This is a genomic window from Glutamicibacter sp. MCAF14 (assembly GCF_052114325.1).
Taxonomy (GTDB): domain Bacteria; phylum Actinomycetota; class Actinomycetes; order Actinomycetales; family Micrococcaceae; genus Glutamicibacter; species Glutamicibacter arilaitensis.
The window spans coordinates 429,106-450,550 of the sequence record NZ_JBFREO010000004.1 but is presented as its reverse complement, the minus strand read 5'-3'; the positions used below and the strand labels follow the sequence as shown (position 1 = coordinate 450,550).

22 protein-coding genes are annotated in these 21,445 nt (G+C 59.3%); 10 read left to right on the top strand and 12 right to left on the bottom strand.

The window, feature by feature from the left end; genetic code table 11:
• Positions 1–9: 9 nt before the first annotated feature.
• A complete protein-coding gene (locus AB4Y71_RS09520) occupies positions 10–963 on the bottom strand; it encodes a Nif3-like dinuclear metal center hexameric protein (protein ID WP_441719950.1) in 954 nt (317 codons plus the stop codon).
• Between the two features lie 132 nt (positions 964–1,095).
• Between AB4Y71_RS09520 and msrA the strand changes: the two genes are divergently transcribed.
• From msrA to epsC, 3 genes are all read left to right on the top strand, one after another.
• Positions 1,096–1,623 (top strand): peptide-methionine (S)-S-oxide reductase MsrA, encoded by a 528-nt coding sequence (msrA, locus tag AB4Y71_RS09515; protein WP_441720587.1) that lies wholly within the window; start codon positions 1,096–1,098, stop codon positions 1,621–1,623.
• A 127-nt stretch (positions 1,624–1,750) separates the two neighbouring features.
• Positions 1,751–2,686 (top strand): cysteine synthase A, encoded by a 936-nt coding sequence (cysK, locus tag AB4Y71_RS09510; RefSeq protein ID WP_134780262.1) that lies wholly within the window; start codon positions 1,751–1,753, stop codon positions 2,684–2,686.
• Positions 2,687–2,829: 143 nt separating this feature from the next.
• Positions 2,830–3,414: a serine O-acetyltransferase EpsC gene (epsC, locus tag AB4Y71_RS09505; protein ID WP_134780263.1), complete on the top strand. Its 585-nt coding sequence runs from the start codon at positions 2,830–2,832 to the stop codon at positions 3,412–3,414.
• Between the two features lie 184 nt (positions 3,415–3,598).
• On the opposite strand, the gene AB4Y71_RS09500 is transcribed toward epsC, so the two are convergent.
• Both AB4Y71_RS09500 and AB4Y71_RS09495 read right to left on the bottom strand, forming a co-directional pair.
• Positions 3,599–4,879, bottom strand: coding sequence for a dicarboxylate/amino acid:cation symporter (locus tag AB4Y71_RS09500; protein ID WP_287041697.1), 1,281 nt, complete (start codon positions 4,877–4,879; stop codon positions 3,599–3,601).
• A gap of 297 nt (positions 4,880–5,176) precedes the next feature.
• Entirely contained in the window at positions 5,177–5,728 is a 552-nt protein-coding gene (locus AB4Y71_RS09495; RefSeq protein WP_441687168.1) for a hypothetical protein, read from the bottom strand.
• 130 nt (positions 5,729–5,858) lie between these two features.
• Here AB4Y71_RS09495 and AB4Y71_RS09490 point away from each other — a divergent pair, with 130 nt between their 5' ends.
• Together AB4Y71_RS09490 and AB4Y71_RS09485 are read left to right on the top strand one after the other, a co-directional pair.
• Positions 5,859–8,120: an ATP-binding cassette domain-containing protein gene (locus AB4Y71_RS09490; protein WP_441719945.1), complete on the top strand. Its 2,262-nt coding sequence runs from the start codon at positions 5,859–5,861 to the stop codon at positions 8,118–8,120.
• A 2-nt stretch (positions 8,121–8,122) separates the two neighbouring features.
• Entirely contained in the window at positions 8,123–8,623 is a 501-nt protein-coding gene (locus tag AB4Y71_RS09485; protein WP_013348912.1) for a GNAT family N-acetyltransferase, read from the top strand.
• Here AB4Y71_RS09485 and AB4Y71_RS09480 read toward each other — a convergent pair whose 3' ends face one another.
• The 3 genes from AB4Y71_RS09480 to AB4Y71_RS09470 are packed head-to-tail and all read right to left on the bottom strand — an operon-like array spanning position 8,624 to position 10,669.
• Positions 8,624–9,157, bottom strand: coding sequence for a hypothetical protein (locus tag AB4Y71_RS09480; protein WP_441719943.1), 534 nt, complete (start codon positions 9,155–9,157; stop codon positions 8,624–8,626). It lies immediately after the preceding gene.
• A 56-nt stretch (positions 9,158–9,213) separates the two neighbouring features.
• Positions 9,214–10,224, bottom strand: coding sequence for an NADP-dependent oxidoreductase (locus tag AB4Y71_RS09475; protein ID WP_102597694.1), 1,011 nt, complete (start codon positions 10,222–10,224; stop codon positions 9,214–9,216).
• Between the two features lie 52 nt (positions 10,225–10,276).
• The gene (locus AB4Y71_RS09470; RefSeq protein WP_013348909.1) at positions 10,277–10,669 is read right to left on the bottom strand and encodes a DUF1304 family protein; all 393 of its coding nucleotides are present in this window, start codon (positions 10,667–10,669) and stop codon (positions 10,277–10,279) included.
• A 92-nt stretch (positions 10,670–10,761) separates the two neighbouring features.
• On the opposite strand from AB4Y71_RS09470, the gene AB4Y71_RS09465 reads away from it, so the two are divergent.
• Both AB4Y71_RS09465 and AB4Y71_RS09460 read left to right on the top strand, forming a co-directional pair.
• Entirely contained in the window at positions 10,762–11,352 is a 591-nt protein-coding gene (locus AB4Y71_RS09465) for a TetR/AcrR family transcriptional regulator (RefSeq protein WP_441719941.1), read from the top strand.
• 79 nt (positions 11,353–11,431) lie between these two features.
• The gene (locus tag AB4Y71_RS09460; protein ID WP_441719939.1) at positions 11,432–11,956 is read left to right on the top strand and encodes a DinB family protein; all 525 of its coding nucleotides are present in this window, start codon (positions 11,432–11,434) and stop codon (positions 11,954–11,956) included.
• A gap of 102 nt (positions 11,957–12,058) precedes the next feature.
• Here AB4Y71_RS09460 and gndA read toward each other — a convergent pair whose 3' ends face one another.
• The gene (gndA, locus tag AB4Y71_RS09455) at positions 12,059–13,498 is read right to left on the bottom strand and encodes an NADP-dependent phosphogluconate dehydrogenase (protein ID WP_013348906.1); all 1,440 of its coding nucleotides are present in this window, start codon (positions 13,496–13,498) and stop codon (positions 12,059–12,061) included.
• Between the two features lie 209 nt (positions 13,499–13,707).
• Between gndA and AB4Y71_RS09450 the strand changes: the two genes are divergently transcribed.
• Positions 13,708–14,442 carry a FadR/GntR family transcriptional regulator gene (locus tag AB4Y71_RS09450; RefSeq protein WP_441719937.1) on the top strand — a complete coding sequence of 245 codons (735 nt, stop codon included), beginning with the start codon at positions 13,708–13,710 and terminating at the stop codon, positions 14,440–14,442.
• Between the two features lie 88 nt (positions 14,443–14,530).
• Here AB4Y71_RS09450 and AB4Y71_RS09445 read toward each other — a convergent pair whose 3' ends face one another.
• Complete coding sequence (locus tag AB4Y71_RS09445; protein WP_102597699.1) at positions 14,531–15,946, bottom strand: GntP family permease; 1,416 nt, start codon at positions 15,944–15,946, stop codon at positions 14,531–14,533.
• 67 nt (positions 15,947–16,013) lie between these two features.
• Entirely contained in the window at positions 16,014–16,520 is a 507-nt protein-coding gene (locus AB4Y71_RS09440) for a gluconokinase (protein ID WP_441719934.1), read from the bottom strand.
• Between the two features lie 319 nt (positions 16,521–16,839).
• Between AB4Y71_RS09440 and AB4Y71_RS09435 the strand changes: the two genes are divergently transcribed.
• On the top strand, positions 16,840–17,100 hold the full coding sequence (locus AB4Y71_RS09435) for a GlsB/YeaQ/YmgE family stress response membrane protein (RefSeq protein ID WP_102597701.1): 261 nt from the start codon (positions 16,840–16,842) through the stop codon (positions 17,098–17,100).
• Between the two features lie 83 nt (positions 17,101–17,183).
• On the opposite strand, the gene AB4Y71_RS09430 is transcribed toward AB4Y71_RS09435, so the two are convergent.
• Positions 17,184–18,116 carry a zeta toxin family protein gene (locus AB4Y71_RS09430; RefSeq protein ID WP_013348900.1) on the bottom strand — a complete coding sequence of 311 codons (933 nt, stop codon included), beginning with the start codon at positions 18,114–18,116 and terminating at the stop codon, positions 17,184–17,186.
• A 113-nt stretch (positions 18,117–18,229) separates the two neighbouring features.
• Here AB4Y71_RS09430 and trhA point away from each other — a divergent pair, with 113 nt between their 5' ends.
• Positions 18,230–18,919, top strand: coding sequence for a PAQR family membrane homeostasis protein TrhA (trhA, locus tag AB4Y71_RS09425; RefSeq protein ID WP_441719931.1), 690 nt, complete (start codon positions 18,230–18,232; stop codon positions 18,917–18,919).
• An 80-nt stretch (positions 18,920–18,999) separates the two neighbouring features.
• Here the strand turns inward: trhA and AB4Y71_RS09420 are convergent, their stop codons facing one another.
• Positions 19,000–20,274: an MFS transporter gene (locus AB4Y71_RS09420; RefSeq protein WP_441719928.1), complete on the bottom strand. Its 1,275-nt coding sequence runs from the start codon at positions 20,272–20,274 to the stop codon at positions 19,000–19,002.
• On the bottom strand, positions 20,271–21,440 hold the full coding sequence (gene argE, locus AB4Y71_RS09415) for an acetylornithine deacetylase (protein WP_441719925.1): 1,170 nt from the start codon (positions 21,438–21,440) through the stop codon (positions 20,271–20,273). Before argE ends, AB4Y71_RS09420 begins: the two co-directional genes overlap by 4 nt.
• Positions 21,441–21,445 lie beyond the last annotated feature (5 nt).

Below are 21,445 nucleotides of genomic sequence, written 5' to 3'. Positions count from 1 at the left end.
TTGGGCTGCCTATGGAGTCAGGACGAAGTCCCATGGATCACTGTTGATTTGGGACACCTCGATTTGCACCGAGTGGCCCAGATCGTTGAGCACGTTACCCAAGGCGCGGGCACCGGCTGAGAGCCAGACCCATTCCGAGGCGAAGTGCGAAACATCGATCAGGTACGGGAACCCGCCATCGGCAGCTTCGCGTGCTTCGCTGGCTGGGTGGTGGCGCAGATCTGCGGTGACGTAAACATCGGCTTGATGCGAGCGCACCGCGTCGAATAGGGAATCACCCGCACCTCCGCAGAGTGCGACCTTCCGAATGATTCCGGTACGGTCCCCGGCCACGCGTACGCCGCCGGCAACCGCCGGCAGCACGGTGTAGACACGTTCGGCAAAATCTTCGAGCTTCATCGGCTTGTCCAAATAGCCGACCCGGCCCAGTCCTTCTTCTGGCAGTCCATCTTTGGACTCAACCAGAGGTACGCACTCCTTCAGGCCGAAGGCATCAGCAAGAGCATCGTTGACTCCCCCAATGGCACTGTCGGCGTTGGTATGCGCGGTCAGCAATGCGGTGCTTGATTCAATCAGACGGTGAATGGCCTCGCCCTTGAAGCTGGTGCCAGCAACTTGGGTTACCCCGCGCAGCAGCAATGGGTGGTGAGTGATCAGCAAATCGGCCCCACGCTCGATTGCATCCTCAATCACCTCCAGCGTCGGGTCGACAGCCATCACGATCTTGGAAATTTTCTGGCTGGTACGCCCGGTCACCAGACCCACGGCGTCCCAGTCTTCAGCCAATGACTTAGGCCAAAGTTCTTCCGCTGCTTCAAGTACATTCCCCAAGCTGGCTTGGGCAACCGTGGTGTCTTCCACCGGCTGCTCGGCCTGCTCATCGGTAACGGTCTTGAGCTTTGCGGCATCCGGGGATTCGGTGTTCTTCCCCGGGTCTTGCGAGTTATTTGCCTTGCTCTGCATACCAACCACCCTACGCGGTTCAGCTGATGATGGAACAGAATGCAACGCCGCAACGTTGTGAACTATGTGAGTATTCTCAGCCTTCAGTCACCACATCAATTCAGCCCTTCTCTGGACATCCAGGACACCAAGCTGACCACCTTCGTCCTCGCCGGCGGTTGCTTCTGGTGCTTGGATGCCGTGTATCAGAAAACCCGCGGCGTGTACGCGGTGATTTCCGGATATATCGGTGGACACACCACGGATCCGAACTATCGCGAAGTCTGCAGCGGAACCACCGGCCATGCCGAGGGCGTTGCCGTAATTTTCGATCCTCAGGTCGTTCCGGCCGAAGTCATCTTGGACATGTTCTTCACCGTGCATGATCCAACTACCCTGAACCGCCAGGGCTACGACGTAGGTACCCAGTACCGTTCGGCCATGTTCCCGCTTGATGAACAGCAGCGTGAACAATTCGAGGCTGCCATTGAGAAGTTCGCCGGCGTATACCCCAACCCGATCGTGACCACCATGGAAGAGTCGAAAGATTTCTATCCTGCGGAGCAAATACATCAGGATTATTACTCCGAGAACCAAGAAGTCGGCTATTGCAGGGTGATTATCGATCCAAAACTTGCAAAAGTCAGGAAATATTACGCTCAATGGCTAAACGAAGCTTAGGGATGCTTTTGGCCTATTAGGGTTAGTTATGAACCTCAACGGCATCGGGCGCTTAGGCCAGATACCGGTAATTATTTAGCCGCAACTAAGTGCGGCTGCATAGATTCACGTAAGGATTGCATACAAGATGGGCAAGATCTACAACAACGTCACCGAAGTAGTMGGCAACACCCCACTGGTGAAGCTGAACCGCGTCGGCGAGGGCCTGGCCGGCAACATCGCGGTGAAGCTGGAATTCTATAACCCAGCTAACTCCGTCAAGGACCGCATCGGTGTAGCAATCGTAGATGCAGCCGAGGCTTCTGGCGCACTGAAGCCAGGCGGCACCATCGTCGAGGGCACCTCCGGCAACACCGGTATCGCCCTGGCCATGGTTGGCGCAGCCCGCGGCTACAAGGTCATCTTGACCATGCCTGAGACCATGTCCACCGAGCGCCGCGTCATGCTGCGCGCTTTCGGTGCTGAAATCGTACTGACCCCGGGTGCCGATGGCATGCGCGGTGCAGTGGAGAAGGCCAAAGAAATCGTAGCGACTTCCGAGAACGCCATCTGGGCACAGCAGTTCGCCAACACCGCCAACCCACAGGTACACGCAGACACCACCGGTCCAGAGATCTGGGCTGATACCGAGGGCAAGGTCGACGTTCTGGTTGCCGGCATCGGTACCGGCGGCACCATCACCGGTGCAGGTCGCTACCTGAAGGAAAAGAACCCTGACCTGAAGATCGTGGCCGTTGAGCCAAAGGATTCGCCAATCCTCAATGGCGGCAAGCCAGGCCCGCACAAGATCCAGGGCCTGGGCGCGAACTTCATCCCAGAGGTTCTCGACACCGAGCTGTACGACGAAGTTCTGGATGCCAGCATCGAGGATTCGGTTTCCACCGCTCGCGCACTGGGTGTCAAGGAAGGCATCCTGGGCGGCATCTCCGCTGGCGCCGCTGTGTGGGGTGCGGTACAGATCGCAGCCCGCGAAGAGAACGCCGGCAAGCAGATCGTTGCAATCATCCCTGACTTCGGTGAGCGCTACATCTCCACCCTGCTGTTCGATGACATCCGCGGCTAATTGAATCTGCGCAAACAGAATAAATCGGCGCGAGCCACCGTTGGGTCTATAGGCAGATCCTTGAATGGTGCAGCTCGCGCCGATTTGCTGTGTGACATCTTCGGGTTCTCCCGGAGCGAACCGAAACCACTAAGGTAGTATTCATGAGTTTTTTCTCCCGCCTGCGTGAGGACTTGGCCAACGCACGCCAACATGATCCAGCAGCGCGAAGCGATCCCGAAAACTTCTTCGTGTATTCCGGACTGCACGCGATCTGGATGCACCGCCTGGCCCACAAGATGTGGCAGAACCCCTCATTGAAGTGGCCAGCCCGCTTGCTGTCCCAGGCAAACCGCGCACTAACCGGCATTGAAATCCATCCAGGTGCCACCATCGGCCGCCGATTCTTCATTGACCACGGCATGGGCATCGTCATTGGCGAGACCGCCGAAATCGGCGATGACGTCATGCTGTACCACGGGGTGACCCTCGGTGGGCGTTCGCTGGCCAAGGTCAAGCGCCATCCGACCATCGGAGACCGCGTGGTCATCGGTGCCGGGGCAAAGGTCTTGGGCCCAATTACCATTGGTGCCGATTCAGCCATCGGAGCCAACGCTGTGGTGGTCAAGGATGCACCTGAAGGCTCCATCGTCACCGGCATCCCGGCACAGAACCGCCAACGCCGTCCTGATGAACGCAAGCCAGCGGTGGACCCGGCAGAGTACATCGATCCGGCCATGTGGATCTAGTGCTTTCCAGGCCATAGGCCAATAGGCAAAACCCGCCCTTCGCGCAAACCGATCAAGGTTTGAGCGAAGGGCGGGTTTTGCTTTGCCCTGAAGTATTCAGGCAAAGAAAAGCACCGATGCCCGGTGCCGGCCTGATCAAGAGGCGGTACCGGGCATCGATGCTGATGCGAGTGCAGGGAACTGCTTAGGCCAGCTTGTGGTCCGCAGCTTCGGTGCCATCGGCTAGCTCTACGACCTCGTCCTCAGGATCCTGGGGCTGGGCGCCGAGCTTGCCGTTGGTCAGCTTGTGCATGATCATGGCCAGCGCGCCGTCGCCGGTCACGTTGGTCGCGGTGCCGAAGCTGTCCAGTGCGATGTAGGCAGCGAACATCAAGCCGACCTCGACCTCGCCGAAGCCCAGCATCTGGGTCAGCAGGCCAGCGGCCGCAGCGATTGCGCCACCTGGTACGCCAGGAGCCGCGATCATCATGACGCCGAGCATCAAGATGAATGGCAAGTACGCAGTGAAGGAAACATCGCCGCCGGTCAGCAGCAGAACTGCGATCGAGAAGCAGGTGATCTTGGTCATCGAACCGGACAGGTGGATGGTGGCGCACAGTGGCACTACGAAGCCTGCGACGGTATCGGAGACGCCATTCTTCTTAGCCGATTCCAGAGTCACTGGAATGGTGGCTGCCGAAGACGAAGTACCCAATGCGGTGAAGTAGGCATTGCGCATGCCCCACAGCGCGGACAGCGGGTTGCGCTTGTTCATGGCGCCGGCAATCGTGTACTGCACCAGCAGCACTACGAGGGTCAGCACGAAGGAGACCACGGCGACGAACAAGAACTTCTGCACGACGACCACAGCATCACCGGCAGCGGATAGATCCAGGAAGATGCCGAAGATGAACAGCGGCAGAGCCGGGACGATGATCTTGCGGATCACCATTTCCACGATGCTGCGGAATTCGACGGTGCCGCGGAAGAGCACGGTGGAGCGGAAGGCGGTCAGGCCCAGGCCCAGCATGAAGGCGAGTACCAGCGCGGTCATGACGCCCATCAGCGGGGTCAGCACGATTTCGGTGGCGCCATCGCCAGCTTCGCCGACCAGCGAGATATACGGTGCGAAGCCGGAGCCTTCGCCTCCGCCGACTTCTTCCACGCCGCCACCGGACAGCGACTTGGTGAAGAGCCAGCGGCTGACGAAGTAAGCCAGCAAGCCAGCGCAAAGAGTCGAGGTGTACGCGATCAGCGCAGTGATACCCAGCCACTTGCCGGCGCCTTTGCCGAGCTCAGCGATCGCTGGGGCAACCAGACCGAAGATGATCAACGGCACGATGAAGCCGAGGAATCCGGAGAAGATCGAGTTGTAGGTCAGGAAGAGACTTCCAAGCCATACGGGCATGACGGGACCCAGAAGGATACCGAGCACGATGGCAACGAGCACCCAGCCGAGCAGTGGGATTTTTTTAAGCAGCTTCATGGAGGTCCTTTAAACGGTTGGGGTTCGGAGCGCTCTGTTGGCGGCCACAGATGTGTCGTGGCACACGCCTCAATCATGATAGACGTAAATTTCGATACACCGAAATCCTGTGAATTATTTATGTGTTACGAGAAAACGCTCGTTTGCCGAATGTTTTAGAGCAGGAACCTGCAAGAACTTCCAACTCGTTCGAACCGTGGCGAATAAGTTGATCCCGGATTGAATTTTCGGCGATTTAACCACCGCAGGGCGGGTTTGCCCAATTAAGCAGTCCCGCCCAGGTGAAGAATTTTTGGCTTACTCGAAGTTCGCTTCGACGACCCCTTGTTCATGGCCTTGGCCCACGACCTGGTTCTGCACACGAAGATTGAGCACCGATCCATCTTCGGTATTTTCATAGCTCACGAATACCGATCCGGCTCCAGCATCGCTGCTGGTTTGCGACCAGTGAGCTCCGCCCTCCTTCGAATGCCCTGTCAGGGAGGTAATTACCTGCGCTGTGGCCAGCTGCTGCATCTGCGCTTCATTTCCGTTGCCCCAGGCAACCACCAAGGCATCAGCGTATTCAATGGCGTTTGAAGGCAGCTTGCCCAGCTCTTGGCCCCCGATGGTTTCGGTTTGCTCAGACTCTCCTGCCGCGCTGGAGCTTGCAGCAGCCGTAGGCGAAGTACTTGCTTCTGGAGCCGAGGCCTGTGGTGAGGAGCTTTCCAGCGAAGCGGACTGTGTCGGGCTTGAAGGTTCTTCGCTGGCACTGCCAGCGGTGGTGCTGCCGCAACCGGCGAGCGCCAGGCACCCGAACAGGACCGTCAGCGAGCCGAGCTTCACTAGTTTCCGAGGTCTGTTTGACATGGCTTTCTCCGCTCTCGCATGGGAATCGTGGATTCTTTCGTAGTTTGATCCTCCACCGTGCCCGGCCATAATTGCAAGCTTGCCCAAGTGCGCACGTGTCTGGCGACTATTTTCTGCGTAGGCTTGGTTTATGAGCCAGCACCCAGCCGACAGCCATGAGAAGATTCGAGTCCGCCAAGCCCGTGAAAATAACTTGCGGGGTGTTGACGTCGATATCCCCAAGCGGCGCATTACCGCATTCACCGGCGTCTCCGGTTCGGGGAAGTCCTCACTGGTGTTCGGCACAATCGCCGCTGAGTCCCAACGGCTAATCAATGAAACCTATACGACGTTCATCCAGAGTTTCATGCCATCGATGCCCCGGCCTGATGTCGAGGTGCTGGAAAATCTTTCTGCGGCCATCGTGGTTGATCAGGAACGCATGGGCGCGAATTCGCGTTCCACCGTTGGCACGGCAACCGATGCCTATTCGCTCTTGCGCGTGCTGTACTCACGGTATTCCACCCCCAGTGCTGGCGGAGCCGGTGCGTACTCGTTCAATCTCGGGGAAGGTGCATGTCCGGTGTGCGAAGGGTTTGGCACCGAAGCAAGCATTGACCTTGATGAGCTGCTGGATTGGGACAAGACCCTGAATGAGGGGGCCATCACGGCACCTAACTTCGCTCCTGGCGCGTGGTTGTGGCAGACACTGACTGCAGGCACCGAGCCTGATCTGGATTTGAAGCTGCGCGATATGCCCAAGCCGATGCTTGACCGCCTGCTCTATGAAGAAGCAGGCAAGGTCAAGCTCAATGGGGCCAACATGAGCTATTCGGGACTGATCACGCGCATCAAGTCCAACTACATCCATTCCGGGCGCGAGATCAAGCAAGCTCATATCCGCGAATGGATCGAGCGGATCTCCACTACTGCCCCGTGCTCTGCTTGCGACGGCTCCCGCCTGGGCGAAAAAGCGCGTGCGTCGAAGATCAATGATCTGGGCATCGCGGACATGACTGCACTGCAGGTCACCGAATTGCTCGACGAGCTGGAAAAGGTCCAGCACGAGGATGCCGCACCACTGATTGCGAATTTGAAGGCAGTGCTCAAGTCCATGGTGGATTTGGGCTTGGGCTATCTCTCCCTTGACCGCCCGGCAGGAACGCTGTCTGGCGGCGAAGCGCAGCGCGTGAAGATGATCCGTCATCTGGGTTCGGCGCTATCCGACGTCACCTATGTCTTTGATGAACCCACCGTAGGGTTGCATCCCCACGACATCCAGCGGATGAACGGGTTGCTGGCCAACCTGCGCGACAAGGGAAATACCGTACTGGTGGTGGAGCATAAGCCCGAGGTCATCAAAATCGCGGACCACGTGATCGACTTGGGCCCGGGAGCCGGTACGCACGGCGGCACCGTTTGCTACAGCGGCGACGTGGCCGGGCTGCTGGCCGGTGATACCTTGACTGGGAAGCACTTCAATACCCGTGCCACTTTGAAGCAGAACCCGCGCAAGGCCCAAGGAGCCATGGAAATCCGTGGCGCGTCCTTGCACAATCTGAAGAACGTATCAGTGGATATCCCCACCGGAGTCATGTGCGCGATCACCGGTGTGGCCGGTTCGGGCAAATCCACGCTGATCCATTCCACGATCGCCAAACGCGAAGATGTCGCCGTGGTGGACCAGAGCGCCATCCAGGGATCGCGTCGTTCGAACCCCGCCACGTATACCGGGATCATGGATCCGATCCGTGCGGCCTTTGCCAAGGCCAACGGGGTCAAGCCAGCATTATTCAGTGCCAACTCGGCTGGGGCATGCCCAGGGTGCAACGGAGTTGGCTTCACCTATACCGATCTGGCTTCCATGGCCGGTGTTGCCCTGCCATGCGAACAGTGCGGCGGAAAGCGCTACACCGCAGAGGTATTGGAATACACCTTCGATGGCTTGAACATTGCTGAAGTACTGGATTTGAGCATGGAAGAAGCACTGGCGCAGCTCAACGTGCCCAAAGCCAAGCCCGTCCTCGAGCGGCTCAATCAGGTAGGACTGGGCTACCTCAAACTAGGCCAGCGCTTGAATACGCTCTCTGGTGGTGAACGCCAACGCATCAAGCTGGCCATCAATCTGGGACAGGGTGCCGGCACCTACATCCTGGATGAGCCGACCACCGGCTTGCACATGGCCGATGTGCAGAACATGCTGCGCCTGCTCGATGAGATGGTTGATGAAGGCAATACCGTCATTGTCATCGAGCACCACCTTGCGGTCGTTGCCCACAGCGACTGGGTCATTGACCTTGGCCCGGGGGCTGGACACGAGGGCGGGAGCATAGTCTTTGAAGGAACCCCGAAGGATCTTGCTGCCTCCGGTACCCTGACCGGAGTCCACCTGGCCGAATACAGCAAAGGATAAGTGTGGCTCAACAACTCAGAACGCCAACGCCTGCCGACGCCCACGAATTGGCCAAGCTGCATGTGGCTTGCTGGAAAGAGACCTATTCGGATTTACTGCCCGAAGGCTTCTTCGACTCGGCGCACGATGAACAGCGGCTGCAGATGTGGAACAAGGTACTAGCTGACCCCAATCCACTGTTCAGGATTTCGTTGGCCGAAAATGCCGATGGCAAGCTTGTCGGCTTCGCTTTCTCTGCTGCTCCAACAGGAAATACCGAGGGGATTCCGTCTAGCGTTTCCCGCCAGCTCTACAACCTCTATGTACTGCAGGGCTTCCATGGCGATGGAACCGGACAGGCGCTGCTGGACGCAGTCTTAGGCGGCGAACCGGCAATGCTCTGGGTGGAGTCGCAGAATCCCCGAGCTATCAGGTTCTATCAGCGCAATGGATTCGCTCTTGATGGCGTTACCGAGGATGACCCGATGGCGCCGAAGATCACCGATGCCCGGATGGTCCGATAGCTAGTCTTGGGCCAGGATCCGCGAGATCTCCGGGTCTTGGGCTATGCCGAGCTTGGCCTCTAGTTTCTGTACCAGCTTTGCTTGGCGCAGCAACGTGTCGTATTCGCGATCGTGCTCGTGCTCCGCGCGGATTCCGGCGGCAGCGAGCTTTGCCGATTTGCCCAGTGCCAGTTCCTTGACCACTTCATGGATCAACGCGAGATCTTCGGGTTGCACCCGCCAGCTGTTCCTATGGGCACGTAACCAGGCTTCGCGCTGTTCTTCATCCAGTTGCTCGGGCGGGTCGCTCTGGCCCTGCAGGTAGTCAAGCATCGTGATGCCGACATTCTGTTCAGTCAGGTCCGGGGACAAGCACCGGTCCATGGCGTATTGGACTCGCACCCACCATTGCCCGGCGATATCCACTTTCGAGCGCAGCTTCAGGGTGCGCAGGGCAAGGACCACGCCAATCGCCGCGATGAGCACGGTAAAAATTGGGGCCAGCGAACCCAGGATTGCCAGCCACCAGCCAAGTCCACCCGCAAATCCGTTCATGCTCCGATCCTAACCCCGCAAATGGGGTTCGGACCGGAGCAAATTCGGTTGGCGTATTAGATGCGCACCAGCATCTTGCCGGTGTTTGCACCGCGCATCATGTCCAGGAAGGCTTCCACGGTGTTCTCAATGCCCTCAACGATGGTCTCGTCATAGGCAATCTTTCCTTCAGCGAACCACTGGCCCATGCGCTCGCCAAACTCCGGGGAAAGGAAAAGGTAATTCGACAGGGTGAAGCCCTGCATTTTCAGCCCACGGGTCACCATGTTGGTCATGTTGTTCGGGCCTGCAGGAACTTCACTGGTGTTGTAGCTGGAGATCGCGCCGCACAGCGCGGCCCGGCCACCGTCGTTGAATGAAGCAAGTGCCGCTTCCAGGTGGTCCCCGCCCACATTATCGAAGTACACGTCAATGCCCTCCGGTGCGGCGGCAGCCAGCTGGCCGCGGACATCGCCGTCCTTGTAGTTGAAGGCCGCGTCGTAGCCGTATTTGCTGGTCAGCAGTTCAACCTTTTCGGCGCTGCCTGCCGAACCGATCACGCGCTTGGCGCCCATCAGCTTGGCAATCTGCCCGGCCGCAGTACCCACGGCGCCGGCCGCGCCGGAAATGAAGACGGTGTCCCCCGCTTCCAAGTTGGCAATGTGGCTCAAGCCGACATAGGCGGTCAGGCCGGTCATGCCCAGGATATGCAGGCGCAGCGAGGACGGAACTCCTGGCAGGTCCGGAACTGCCTTGAAGCTGGCGGCTTCGGCCTGCACGAGGTCCGACCAGCCATGCTGGTGCGAAACCAAGGTTCCTTCTGGCAGTGCTTCATCTGCTGAAAGGACTACACGGCCAATCGCTCCGCCCAGGATCTGCTCGCCAATCTGGAATGGCGGGATGTAGGAACGGGTATCGTTCATGCGTCCGCGCATGTAGGGGTCAACGGAGACGAATTCGTTGCGCACGCGCACTTCGCCGGCCTTGAGGTCTGCCAGTTCGCGCTTCACGGTGGTGAAGTTGTCCTGCGTCGGCCAGCCGGTTGGGCGCGAGGCGAGCAGGATCTGTGTGCTGATTGCGTCAGTCATGATTACCAGGTCTTTCAGTTCTCATTGTTTTCGAAAATTCAGTTAGTCATCGTTAGCGGCCCATGGCCACGCCGAGTCCAAGCAGCACGACAGCCAGCAGCGGGAAGAGGCCTTGGCGTACAGCCAACGTGGCCTTGCGGGGGCTGCCGGCAGCAAGCACTACCGCTGCGGCGAGCATCGAGCCGGTTCCCGCGAAGATCAACGTTGCGCCGATGGCCAGATTCCCCAGGGCGACTAGCAGAACGCCGATCAGGGATGCCAGAGCCAGGAAGAGGTTGTAGAACCCCTGGTTGAATGCCATCTCACGGGTAGCTTCAGCTTCCTCTTCGGTGGCATTGAATACAGCTCGAGTCCGCTTGCTGGTCCACGTCAAGGATTCCATGGAGAAGATATAGACGTGCAGCAAGGCTGCAATGCTGGCGGCGATCAGTGCGGCAATAATCATGGCTTGTCCTCGGTGCGGGGCTGGAAACTATTCTGTAACGACCATTTCAATATATACTGAAATGGTCGTTACGAAAAGGGAAGGTGAGTGTGATGGCACGAACATCAGCATTTGACAGGGCACAAGTCATCCAAAACGCGCGCTCCATCTTCTGGTCCAAGGGCTATGAAACCAGTTCCATACCGGAACTTGAATCCGCCACCGGCCTGAGCCGTTCAAGCATCTACAACTCGTTTGGATCCAAGCGCGGACTCTTCGACGCAGTTGTAGACAGCTACTTGAACGAAATTGTGCGCCCACGGCTGCAACCCCTGCTTGCAGGCAACGTCTCCCCGAGTGCCCTGGAAGAGTACCTGAGCTCCTTGGCGGAGGTTTTCGCCAAGCCAGAATCCCTGCCAGCAGCCCACGGATGCTTGCTCATCAACACCGCCAGCGCTCCGCTGGCAGCGGATCCGGAAGTCGCCTCCGTAATCAGCGGCTACCGCGATGAACTGCATCAGGCACTGGACCGCGGACTGCACGCCGCACGCCCGGAACTATCCGGCGAACGCCGCGGCGTGCTCGCTGAAGCCATAACCGGCCTGGTAGTTGCCGCCTTCGCTTTGGTGCGGATCAGCCCACACGAAGCGGTGCGCCTGCTGCACTGCGCCGAAAACCTGCTCGGCGTTGAACCCGGGCACTAGGCACGCCGAGCCGCACAAGCGTACGATGGGCACCGCCGGTGGCGGGGCCGGCCCGAACAGCAGCCTGCGAGGTGGGGACATGGATCGGGGACGAACACGCATTGCCGAGGACTACCACCACGATCTGCAGATGCTGCGCAGCTTCCTCGCGGCGGCGAACGCCAGCGACTTGAAACGGCGCAGCCACGGCACCCGGTGGACCAATGAGCAGCTGCTGTTCCATATGGTTTTCGGGTACATGATTGTGCGCGCACTGCTGCCCCTGGTGCATGTGCTGGTGCGCTGCCCGCCATCGGCGCGGTCAACCTTCTGCCGTCTGCTCAATGCCGGATCCGCACTGTTCCACCCAGTCAATTACCTCGGCTCCTGCGCCGCGGCTGCCGTGTACAACCACCGGCGCATGGCCTTCAAGCTTCAGCGCACCATCGCCGCATTGGAAGCCCGGCTGGAGGCCGAAACGACGGCATCGCTGCAACGCCGTACGGATTTCCCCGACCGCTGGGATCCGTTTTTCACCCCGGCGATGTCCGTGGAGCAGATCTACGCCTACCCCAGCCGGCACTTCGCTTTCCACGCCCGGCAGTTGGCCTTGCCTGCGCAATAGCACCGCGCACCTCGGGAGGAAACGAGAAAAGCCCGCACATTCCAAACGGAATGCACGGACTCTTCTGCCGGGTTGCTTAGAACTGCAGCGCCCAGATGCTGCCTAGTGGGTGTCCTCGGCTGCGATTTCGGTACGGTCACCGCTCCACAGGGTGTGGAAGGTGCCTTCCTTATCGGTACGGCGGTAAGTGTGCGCACCGAAGTAGTCGCGCAGGCCCTGGGTCAGGGCTGCTGGCAGGCGATCGCGGCGCAGGCCGTCGTAGTAAGCCAGCGACGAGGAGAATACCGGTGCTGGGATGCCCAGCTGCACGGCAACGGAAACCACGCGGCGCCATGCTGGAACTGCATCGTTGATGGCCTTGGCGAATGCCGGGGCGAACAGCAAGTTCGATGGCTTTTCATCTGCCGAGTATGCGGCGGTGATGTCCTTGAGCAGGGCGGCACGGATGATGCAGCCTTCACGCCACAAGCCGGCGATCTCATCAAGCTTCAGTTCCCAGTTGTATTCACCGGCAGCAGAAGTGAGCATGTCGATACCCTGTGCGTAGGAAACCAGCTTCGAAGCGAACAGTGCCTGGCGCACATCTTCAACGAAGTTCTCTGGCAAGGTGACCTCGGCGGTTTCGCCGGTGAGCACTTCCTGGCCTACGGCGCGGATATCGCGCTGGCTGGACAGCGAACGGGCGAAGACCGATTCGGCGATGGCCGAAACAGGCGAACCCATGTCCAAGCCGGACTGCACGGTCCAGCGGCCGGTGCCTTTCTGGCCGGCCGAGTCCTGGATGACATCTACCAGCGGCTTGCCGGTGGCAGCGTCGGTGTGGCCAAGTACTTCAGCGGTGATTTCAATCAGGAAGCTGGAAAGCTCGCCCTGGTTCCACTCGTTGAAGATCTGTGCCTGCTTTGCTGGCTCGATGCCTGCCGCACTGCGCATCAGGTCGTAGGCTTCGCCGATAACCTGCATGTCGGCGTACTCGATGCCGTTGTGGACCATCTTCACGAAGTGGCCGGCACCGTCGGTGGAGATCCAAGCGCAGCAAGGTGCGCCGTCATCAGCCTTGGCGGAGATCTTTTCCAGCATTGGGCCCAGCGACTTGTAGGATTCAGCCGAACCGCCTGGCATGATCGATGGGCCAAGCAGCGCGCCCTCTTCACCACCGGAAACACCGATGCCTACGAAGTGCAGTCCCTTTTCTGCCAGGGCTGCTTCTCGGCGGCGGGTATCGGTGTAGTGCGAGTTGCCGCCGTCGATAACGACGTCGCCTTCTTCAAGCAGTGGCACCAGCTGATCGATGACAGAGTCCACTGGACCGCCAGCCTTGACCATGATCAGCACGCGGCGTGGAGTTTCAAGGTTTGCGACGAGCTCTTCCAGGCTTTCAGTGCGGATGAAATCGCCTTCATCGCCATGAGCTTCAAGCAGGGCATCGGTTTTTCCAACCGAGCGGTTGTGCAGGGCGACGGTGTATCCGTTGCGAGCGAAATTACGGGCGAGGTTTGCGCCCATGACGGCCAGACCTGTGACACCAATCTGTGCAGGCATAAAAATAAGTCTCCATCGATTACGGGGAGTTGAACCGCCAAGCAGAGACCGGATGAGTCACGATCCCTGATTCACGGCCACGTGACTTTTCCATCCTACAAGGGCGAGGCCGGTGTTTTACAGTGAATCGCATAATTGAAAGCATATTTATTTCGCGGAATGACTCGCCATAACCTGCTCTGGCGCAAGTCATTGGCTAAACTGAGCCCATGGCAACTAGTCTGCACGCTCATGTGGTTGAGCACCTCGGCTCTCGCATCGTCAGCGGGAATATCCCCCGTGGCTCCATCATCCTCGCCGCTGAGCTCGAGCAGAAGCTCCAGGTCTCTCGTTCGGTAATTCGTGAAGCAATCCGTGTTTTGGCCCAATGCGGCCTAGTCACCAGCACCAAACGGGTTGGCATACGAGTACTTGAGGCCGAGCTCTGGAATCCCTATGACGACCATGTGATCCGATGGCGGCTGGCCAGCGACCATAAGGGCGCACAGCTGCGCTCGCTGACTGAACTGCGCATCTCCGTGGAGCCGATGGCCGCCGAGCTGGCAGCCGAAGTCGCCCCCGAAGCGATGCGCAAAGAACTGATGATGCTCTCGGCGCAAATGAACCATTACGGACGCCAAGGCGATTTGCGACGCTTCCTGGAACTGGATATCCGCTTCCATGCCGTGGTGCTCGCCGCGTCGGGCAACGAAATGTTCGCCAACCTGGCCACCCCGATCGGCGCGATCCTGCGTGGACGCACCGAACTGGGCCTGATGCCCGAACGCCCGCATGAGGAAGCCTTGCTCTGGCACCAGTCGGTGGCCGATGCGATCTCCAACTCGGATTCAGCCAGCGCGCGCAAGAATATGGAAAGCATCATGCGCCGCACGCACAACGAAATCTGCAGCCTCTGGGAAGGCGCTCCACGGCTCTTCGTGGATCCAGCCAAGGACACCAAGTAGACGTAGCTAGAACTTAAAGCCGAAATCCGCCGAGGGCAGCGATCTTAGTCGCTATCCTCGGCGGATTGCTTTTATGCCTTCTGCCCCGTTAGGCCAGCATGGTTGCCACGCCGTAGAGCACCATCACGCAGGCGAAGCCGACGACCGAAACCAGTGCCTGGCCCACGGTCCAGACCTTCAAGGTGGTTGGCACATCGATATCAAGGAAGCGGGAGATCAGCCAGAAGCCCGAGTCATTGACGTGGCCAGCGAAGACCGAGCCAGCAGCCAGTGCCAGCACCATGGTGGCGACCTGGAAGACGGTCAGCGAGGCATCTGCCAGCACCGCTGGCTGCACGATGGCCGCTGCGGTAGTCAGTGCAACGGTTGCCGAACCCTGCGCCAGGCGGACAATGGCCGCGATCAGGAAGCCCGCGACAATCAGCGGCATGCCCACTGATTCAAGCGAGGACGCGATTGCGTTGCCGATACCGCTGGCACGCAGCACTCCACCGAACATGCCGCCGGCGCCGGTGATCAAGATGATCGAGCAGACCGGACCCAGCGCGGAATCCACGATGGTTTCGGTCAGGGTCTTGTCCTTGCCCTTCCGGAAGCCCAGCAGGAACATGCCCAGCAGCACGGTGATCAGCAGTGCTACCGGGGTTTCACCCAGCAGGCGCAGCCAGCGAACCCACGAAACTTCCGGATCCACTACCCCGGCAGAACCAAGCATGTTCAGTCCGGTGTTCATGAAGATCAGCAGCAGCGGCAGCAGCAACAGGCTGAAGACGGTGCCCACCGATGGCGAGGACTTGAAGTCGTTCTTATTAGCTCCGTTGCCCAGCGCTGCGGCCAGGATGTTTGGTACCGGGATGTCGAACTTCTTGCCGACGAACTTGCCGAACAGGTGACCGGCGACGTACCAGGTCGGGACGGCTACGATCAGGCCGAGCACCAGCACCAGGCCGACGTTGGCTTCAAGCAAGCCTGAGGCTGCCACGGGACCCGGATGCGGTGGTACGAAGACATGCATGACCGAGAACGCGGTGGCTGACGGGATTGCGTACAGCAGCAGGGATCCACCCAGTCGGCGGGCCACGGTGAAGATGATCGGCAGCATGACTACCAGCCCGGCATCGAAGAAGATCGGGAAGCCGAAGAGCAACGACGCAACCGACAAGGCCAGCGGTGCGCGCTTCTCTCCGAACTTGGAGATCAGCCAGCTGGTCATCACATCGGCGCCACCACTGGTTTCCAGCATGCGTCCGAGCATCGCACCTAGGCCGACGAGCAGGGCCACGCTGGCCAAGGTCGAGCCGAAGCCACTGGTCAGCGTGGTGATCACGGATTCGGCAGGGATGCCGGAGGCCACAGCTGTCAGCAAGCTGGTGAGAACCAGTGCCAAGAATGCGTGGACGCGGAAGCGGATGATCAGCACCAGCAGCAAGGCTACTGCTGCTACCGCCAGCATCAGGAGGCCGGGCGTGCCCAGCGTCCAGTTCAGTTCAAGCTCAGTTGTCATTGTCTTCCTTGATCAATGGGTGGCTTATGCCAATGATGGTCTGCAGGTTGCAGAAAGCAATCTTGCTTTAGGACAGTTGGGAGATCAGCTGGCGCACAATGCGCTCAGGTGTATCGGTGATATCTGCGCTGAGCACCGGCTCGTCCTGGTCCGGTGCCTCCAAGGTGGCCAGCTGGCTATCGAGCAGGCTGGTTGGCATGTATTCGTGGGAACGGGCCGACATTCGGTCCCGAATCAAAGTTGGCACGCCGGCGAGGTGAACGAAGATGGTGGCTGGTTCCAAGGTGAGGATGAGATCACGGTAGCTGCGCTTGAGCGCCGAACAGGCGATGACCAGTGGAGCGTGGCGTTGATTGCTTTCAGCCAGCTTGGCACCAATGACCCTAAGCCATGGCTCGCGGTCTGCATCGTCAAGCGCATGCCCTGCAGCCATCTTGTCCTTATTGGCCTTCGGATGCAGGTTGTCACCGTCAATGAATTCGCGATCCAGCTGGTCAGCGAGCAGTTGCCCGATGGTGCTCTTGCCACTGCCTGAAACACCCATTACAACAATGGGCGGGACCTGTTCACTCATGCTTTACTCCGTCGTACGTGAACCTAATATCTGACTTAAGAGTTATCTGAAGCCATAAAGTATGATTTATCCAGACTAGAAGCGGCGGGCATTGCTGTCAACAGAAAAATCCGCCAGCTCGGCCGCTTTCCCCAAAGCCCCACGTCAAAGTGCGTAAATTGCTTCAGATTGGCACATCATTCAACTGGGGATTGAAGCTAGCCTGTTAAAACCCTAGATTTCATCGGGTTACCCATAGAACCCCTGCTCAAAGACATGTATTGTCTCGTTTAAGTGGCTCAAACCCGACCACTAAGAAGTCTTACCTTTGGAGCGAATCATGGGATTCATTGGATGGATAGTTTTGGGCTTGATTGCTGGAGCCATCGCAAAAGCAATTCTTCCCGGCAGGCAAGGCGGCGGATGGATCGCAACATTGGTCCTCGGCGTAGTCGGCGCACTCTTGGGCGGTTGGATCGGAAGCGCCATATTTGGCGAAGGCGTCGACGAGTTCTTCTCGATCTCAAGTTGGCTGCTTGCCATCGGCGGCGCGCTCATCGTCCTGGTTATCTGGGGATTCATCACCAAGAGACGCGCATAGTACGGCCCGCTGACCAGTACTCCCCTGGATACTGACAGCTAAACCCACCGGCACAGCACTTATCGCTGTTGCCGGTGGGTTTTCTACTTAACGGGCAAGAGCTGGGCCCCTACAGCTTCTCGTCGTAATTCGAAAAGCAGGCGGCTGCCATCGGTCTTCGACCCCTGATCCAGCGCAGTATGAAACAGCTTGAAACTCACAACCGCAGGGCAGCTGCGCGCGAACATCTGGGCGACGACGGCCGGACGGGAGCGCTGGCCCGGAGCGTCGAAGACCTTTTCGGTAAATTCTTCGGGGACCCAACGAGCACCAAGATCATCTTCCCCATCCAGGGACGCCTCTTGCTGCTCTTCCCAGCGTTCGATGATCCGTTCTTCTGAGACTTCCTGCGGAGCATAGGCCTCAATCAACGAAATTTCATATCCCGCTTCTTCCAACTGCCCAGCCAGTTTCCGCGCCGACTCGGTCGAGGACAGGACTTTGTCGATCACCACATTCAGCCCTTTATCCAGGCAGGCGGCCCGCAGGCGGTCACCGAGCATCGAGGATTCCTCATGCACCAGGCTCGCCATGTCCATGGGGAAGAATTGTTCGCCTTGCTGCTCAAGCTCGCGGACCTCGTGCGGCTTGAAGACTTGCTCATAGCTGCCATCTTCTTGGGCTTCGCGCAGCAAGAGTTCCTTGAACTCGTCAACGTCGATCACGACGTATCGATCTTGCTGATCCCCTAGCACCTGCCGCAGCAGGCTGCTCTTCCCAGCTCCTGGGGCACCTGCGAGCACCACCGCTTGGTACTCCGCCTTGGCGCCGTGCGCTTCACGCAGCTGCTGGCTAATGAGTTTGCGGTGCAGTTGCTCGCGTTGCCCGATGGCCTCCCACTTTCCCGGGGCCAATTCGTGGAACCACTGCGGGTTGCGTACCGAGATATGTGGCGAGTCATTGGCCAGCGCTTGACCAGGCTCATTGAGGTCGGCAATGGTTTTCAGGTGTTCGGTGATCTCTTGCTCATCTGCCATATCCGCATTCTATCGGGGGAATCTTTGCGTGGGCTCATGCAGCACGCGGACAGCTGGATATCGTAGAATCCAATGATGGGCCCTGTGCCCTGCGCACGACATTTAAGGACCACATGGCTACGGAACCACTGAACCCCAATTCACAACGGCGAACCGCTCCCGCCTTTTCGCATATTGGCACCGAGCGCACCCGGTGGCGCGGATTGATCCATGCTTGGTCGACCCCTGGCGTGATCGTAATGAACCTCGTGCTGATCGTGCTGGCCAACGGACGGCTCGCCGAATGGACCACGGCGGTTTTCGCCCTGTGCTCCATCATGCTCTTTGGCACCTCAGCTCTGTATCACCGCGGCAATTGGACCGACAAGGTGATGGGACTTTTCCGCCGGGCCGACCACGCGAATATCTTCTTGCTCATTGCCGGCACCTACACCCCGGTAGCTGCGCTGACCTTGCCGGGCAAGCAAGCCATCATCGTGCTCTCCGTCATTTGGGCCGGCGCGCTGGCAGGCATCGCCATCAAATCTTTCTGGCCCGGCGCTCCACGTTGGGTCGGTGTCAGCCTGTACATCGTGCTCGGCTGGGGCGCGCTCATGCAGCTGCCAGCGTTCTGGGCAGCGAATCCTGCGGTAATGATCCTGATTCTTGCCGGCGGGCTGGCCTATACGGTAGGCGCAGTTTTCTACGCTGCCAAGCGTCCTAATCCCCTGCCGAAGATCTTCGGTTTCCACGAGCTGTTCCACGCCTGCACCATCGTGGCCTTCTTGTGCCACTGGACAGCGGTGCTTCTGGTCGCCCTGTAGGCCGCTGGAATCGGGCAACAGAAAAGTGCCGCAAGCTTGGAAACCAAGCTTGCGGCACTCTTTGTCTAATTACTTAGGTTCTAGCGCTGTCCGTAGCGCTTTCGCACCACAACCAGGCCAATGAGCGAAATTACCGAAATTGCCATGTAGTACAGGCTCGGTGCATCCAAAGATCCGGTGACATCCAGCAACCAGGTCAGCACCAGCGGCGCGATGCCACCGAGCAGGGTCACCCCGACGTTGTAGGCCACCGAGAGTCCCGAACCGCGGATGGCCGCCGGGAACAGGTTGGAGAGCAACGCCGGCAGCGGGCCGAAGTAGAAGGACATGATGATTCCGAGTACCGCAATGACAATCACCATCACGATGACGCTCGGCCTCGAGGTCATCAGCTTGAACAGCGGGTAGGCCAGCACGAATGCGGCGATGGCCGCATAGGTCATCACCTTGGCCGGGCCCACGCGGTCAGCCAAGTGCCCCACCAGCGGGACGCCGCACAGGGTAATGATGCCCGCCGAGATCCCGCCAAGGAAGGCCGCATCCGCAGGGATCTTCAAGTTGGTCACTGCGAAGGTCGGCATGTACAGGATCATGTACACCGAAATGGTCGCCACGCCAATGGTTGCCGCGGCCGCCAGCAGGCGGCCGTAGTGCTGTGCGAACAGCGTGCCCAGTGGCGATTTCTCCTTGGCAGCGGAAATGAACTCCTCGGTTTCCTCCAGCTTGGCGCGGATGTACAGGCCCACCGGCCCGATCAGCAGGCCAACGAAGAACGGCACGCGCCAGCCCCAGCTCTCCAAGGCTTCTTGGCTCAACCCAGTGGTCAGGAAGTAGCCGAAGGCAGAAGCCAGCAGCATCGATGCACCCTGGCTGGCGACCTGCCACGAAGAGTAGAACGCCTTCTTATGCGGTGCAGTTTCAATCAGGAATGCAGTGGCCGTGCCGAACTCGCCACCGGCAGAGAATCCCTGGATCATGCGCGAGAGCAAGATGATCAAGGCACCAGCCACGCCCGCCATTTCATAGGGCGGAGCCACGGCCATGATCAGCGTACCGAGCATCATCAGGCCCAGCGTGAGGGTCAGCGCGTTCTTGCGCCCCTTGCGGTCGGCGTAGCTGCCCAGCACCATGCCGCCCAGGGGGCGGATCAGGTAGGAAATCGCGAAGGTGGCAAAGGTGAGAATCAGCGCGAACGTGCCATCTGATTCCGGATAGAACACCTTGGCAATGGTGGTCGCGAAGGTGGCGTAGACGATGATGTCGAACCATTCCAGCGCCGCGCCAATGGAACTGGAGATGACAGCCTTGCGGGCTTTGGCGATCTGTTCAGTCGTTGCCTTGGCTTGAGTACTCATGAGCTCAGCTGCGCAATCAGCGAATCGATGAAGTTCTCGCACGCCACGATCTGCTCCAGCTCGATGTATTCGTCCGGAGCGTGCGCCTGGGCGATATCGCCAGGGCCGCACACCACGGTGGGGATGCCGGCCGCGGAGAAAAGGCCCGCTTCGGTGCCGTAGGTGACCTTTTCGTCTGTGGCAATTGCACCACAGGCCGCAGCCAGGGCAACGACTTCCTCGCCCGGTGCCGTGTCCAGCCCGGGAGCTCCAGCCTGCTGCTGGACGCTGGCCGAGCAGGCAGGATTCTGCGCACGCATTTCAGCTTCCAGCTCGGCGGCCTTCTCGCGGAAGCGCGCGGTCAGCGCATCACGGTCCACCACAGCCAGCGAACGGTATTCGAAGTACACTACTGCTTCGGAAGGAATCGTGTTCACCGCGATGCCGGCATCGAATTTATTAACATTCATGGTGGTGGTCGGCTCGATGAAGGCCTCATCGCGCGGGCCCGAGGTACGCAGCTCGGCGGAGACCTCTTCGACGAAGTTCGCAAAACGCAGTGCGTAGGAGATCGCGTTCACTCCTTCGGAAGGCAGCGAGGAGTGAGCGGCCACGCCGTTGAATTCGGCACGGAACACGTTCATGGACTTGTGTCCGCGGATCGCGCGCATGCTCGATGGTTCTCCGACGAACGCACCGCGCGGGGCCAAACCGTCATCGACGATTTTCTGCACCAGCGATACCGCACCGACGCAGCCGACTTCCTCGTCGTAGGACAGGGCCAGATGGATCGGTTCGGCCAGCTCGGCGCTGGTGAGCTGATCCAGCTTGGCCAGGATCACACCGAGGTAGCCCTTCATGTCGCAGGTGCCGCGGCCGTAGAGCTTGTCTCCTCGTACCTGGGCATCGAATGGGTCGCTGCTCCAGTTCTGCCCGTCGACCGGAACGACGTCGGTGTGCCCGGAAAGCACGATACCGCCTTGGACGGATCCATCGGCGGCCGGGATGCTGGCCAGCAGGTTGGCCTTGGTGCCTTCTTCGTTGTGGATCAGCTGGGAGCTGATGCCGTAGGCGTCCAGTTTCTTGACGACATTTTCTATCAGCGGCAGGTTGCTGTCGCGGCTGGTGGTATCCACTGCGATCAGCTCGTGGATTTCCTTCATGCTTGCTTCGCTGGGCGCGGACATCTCAG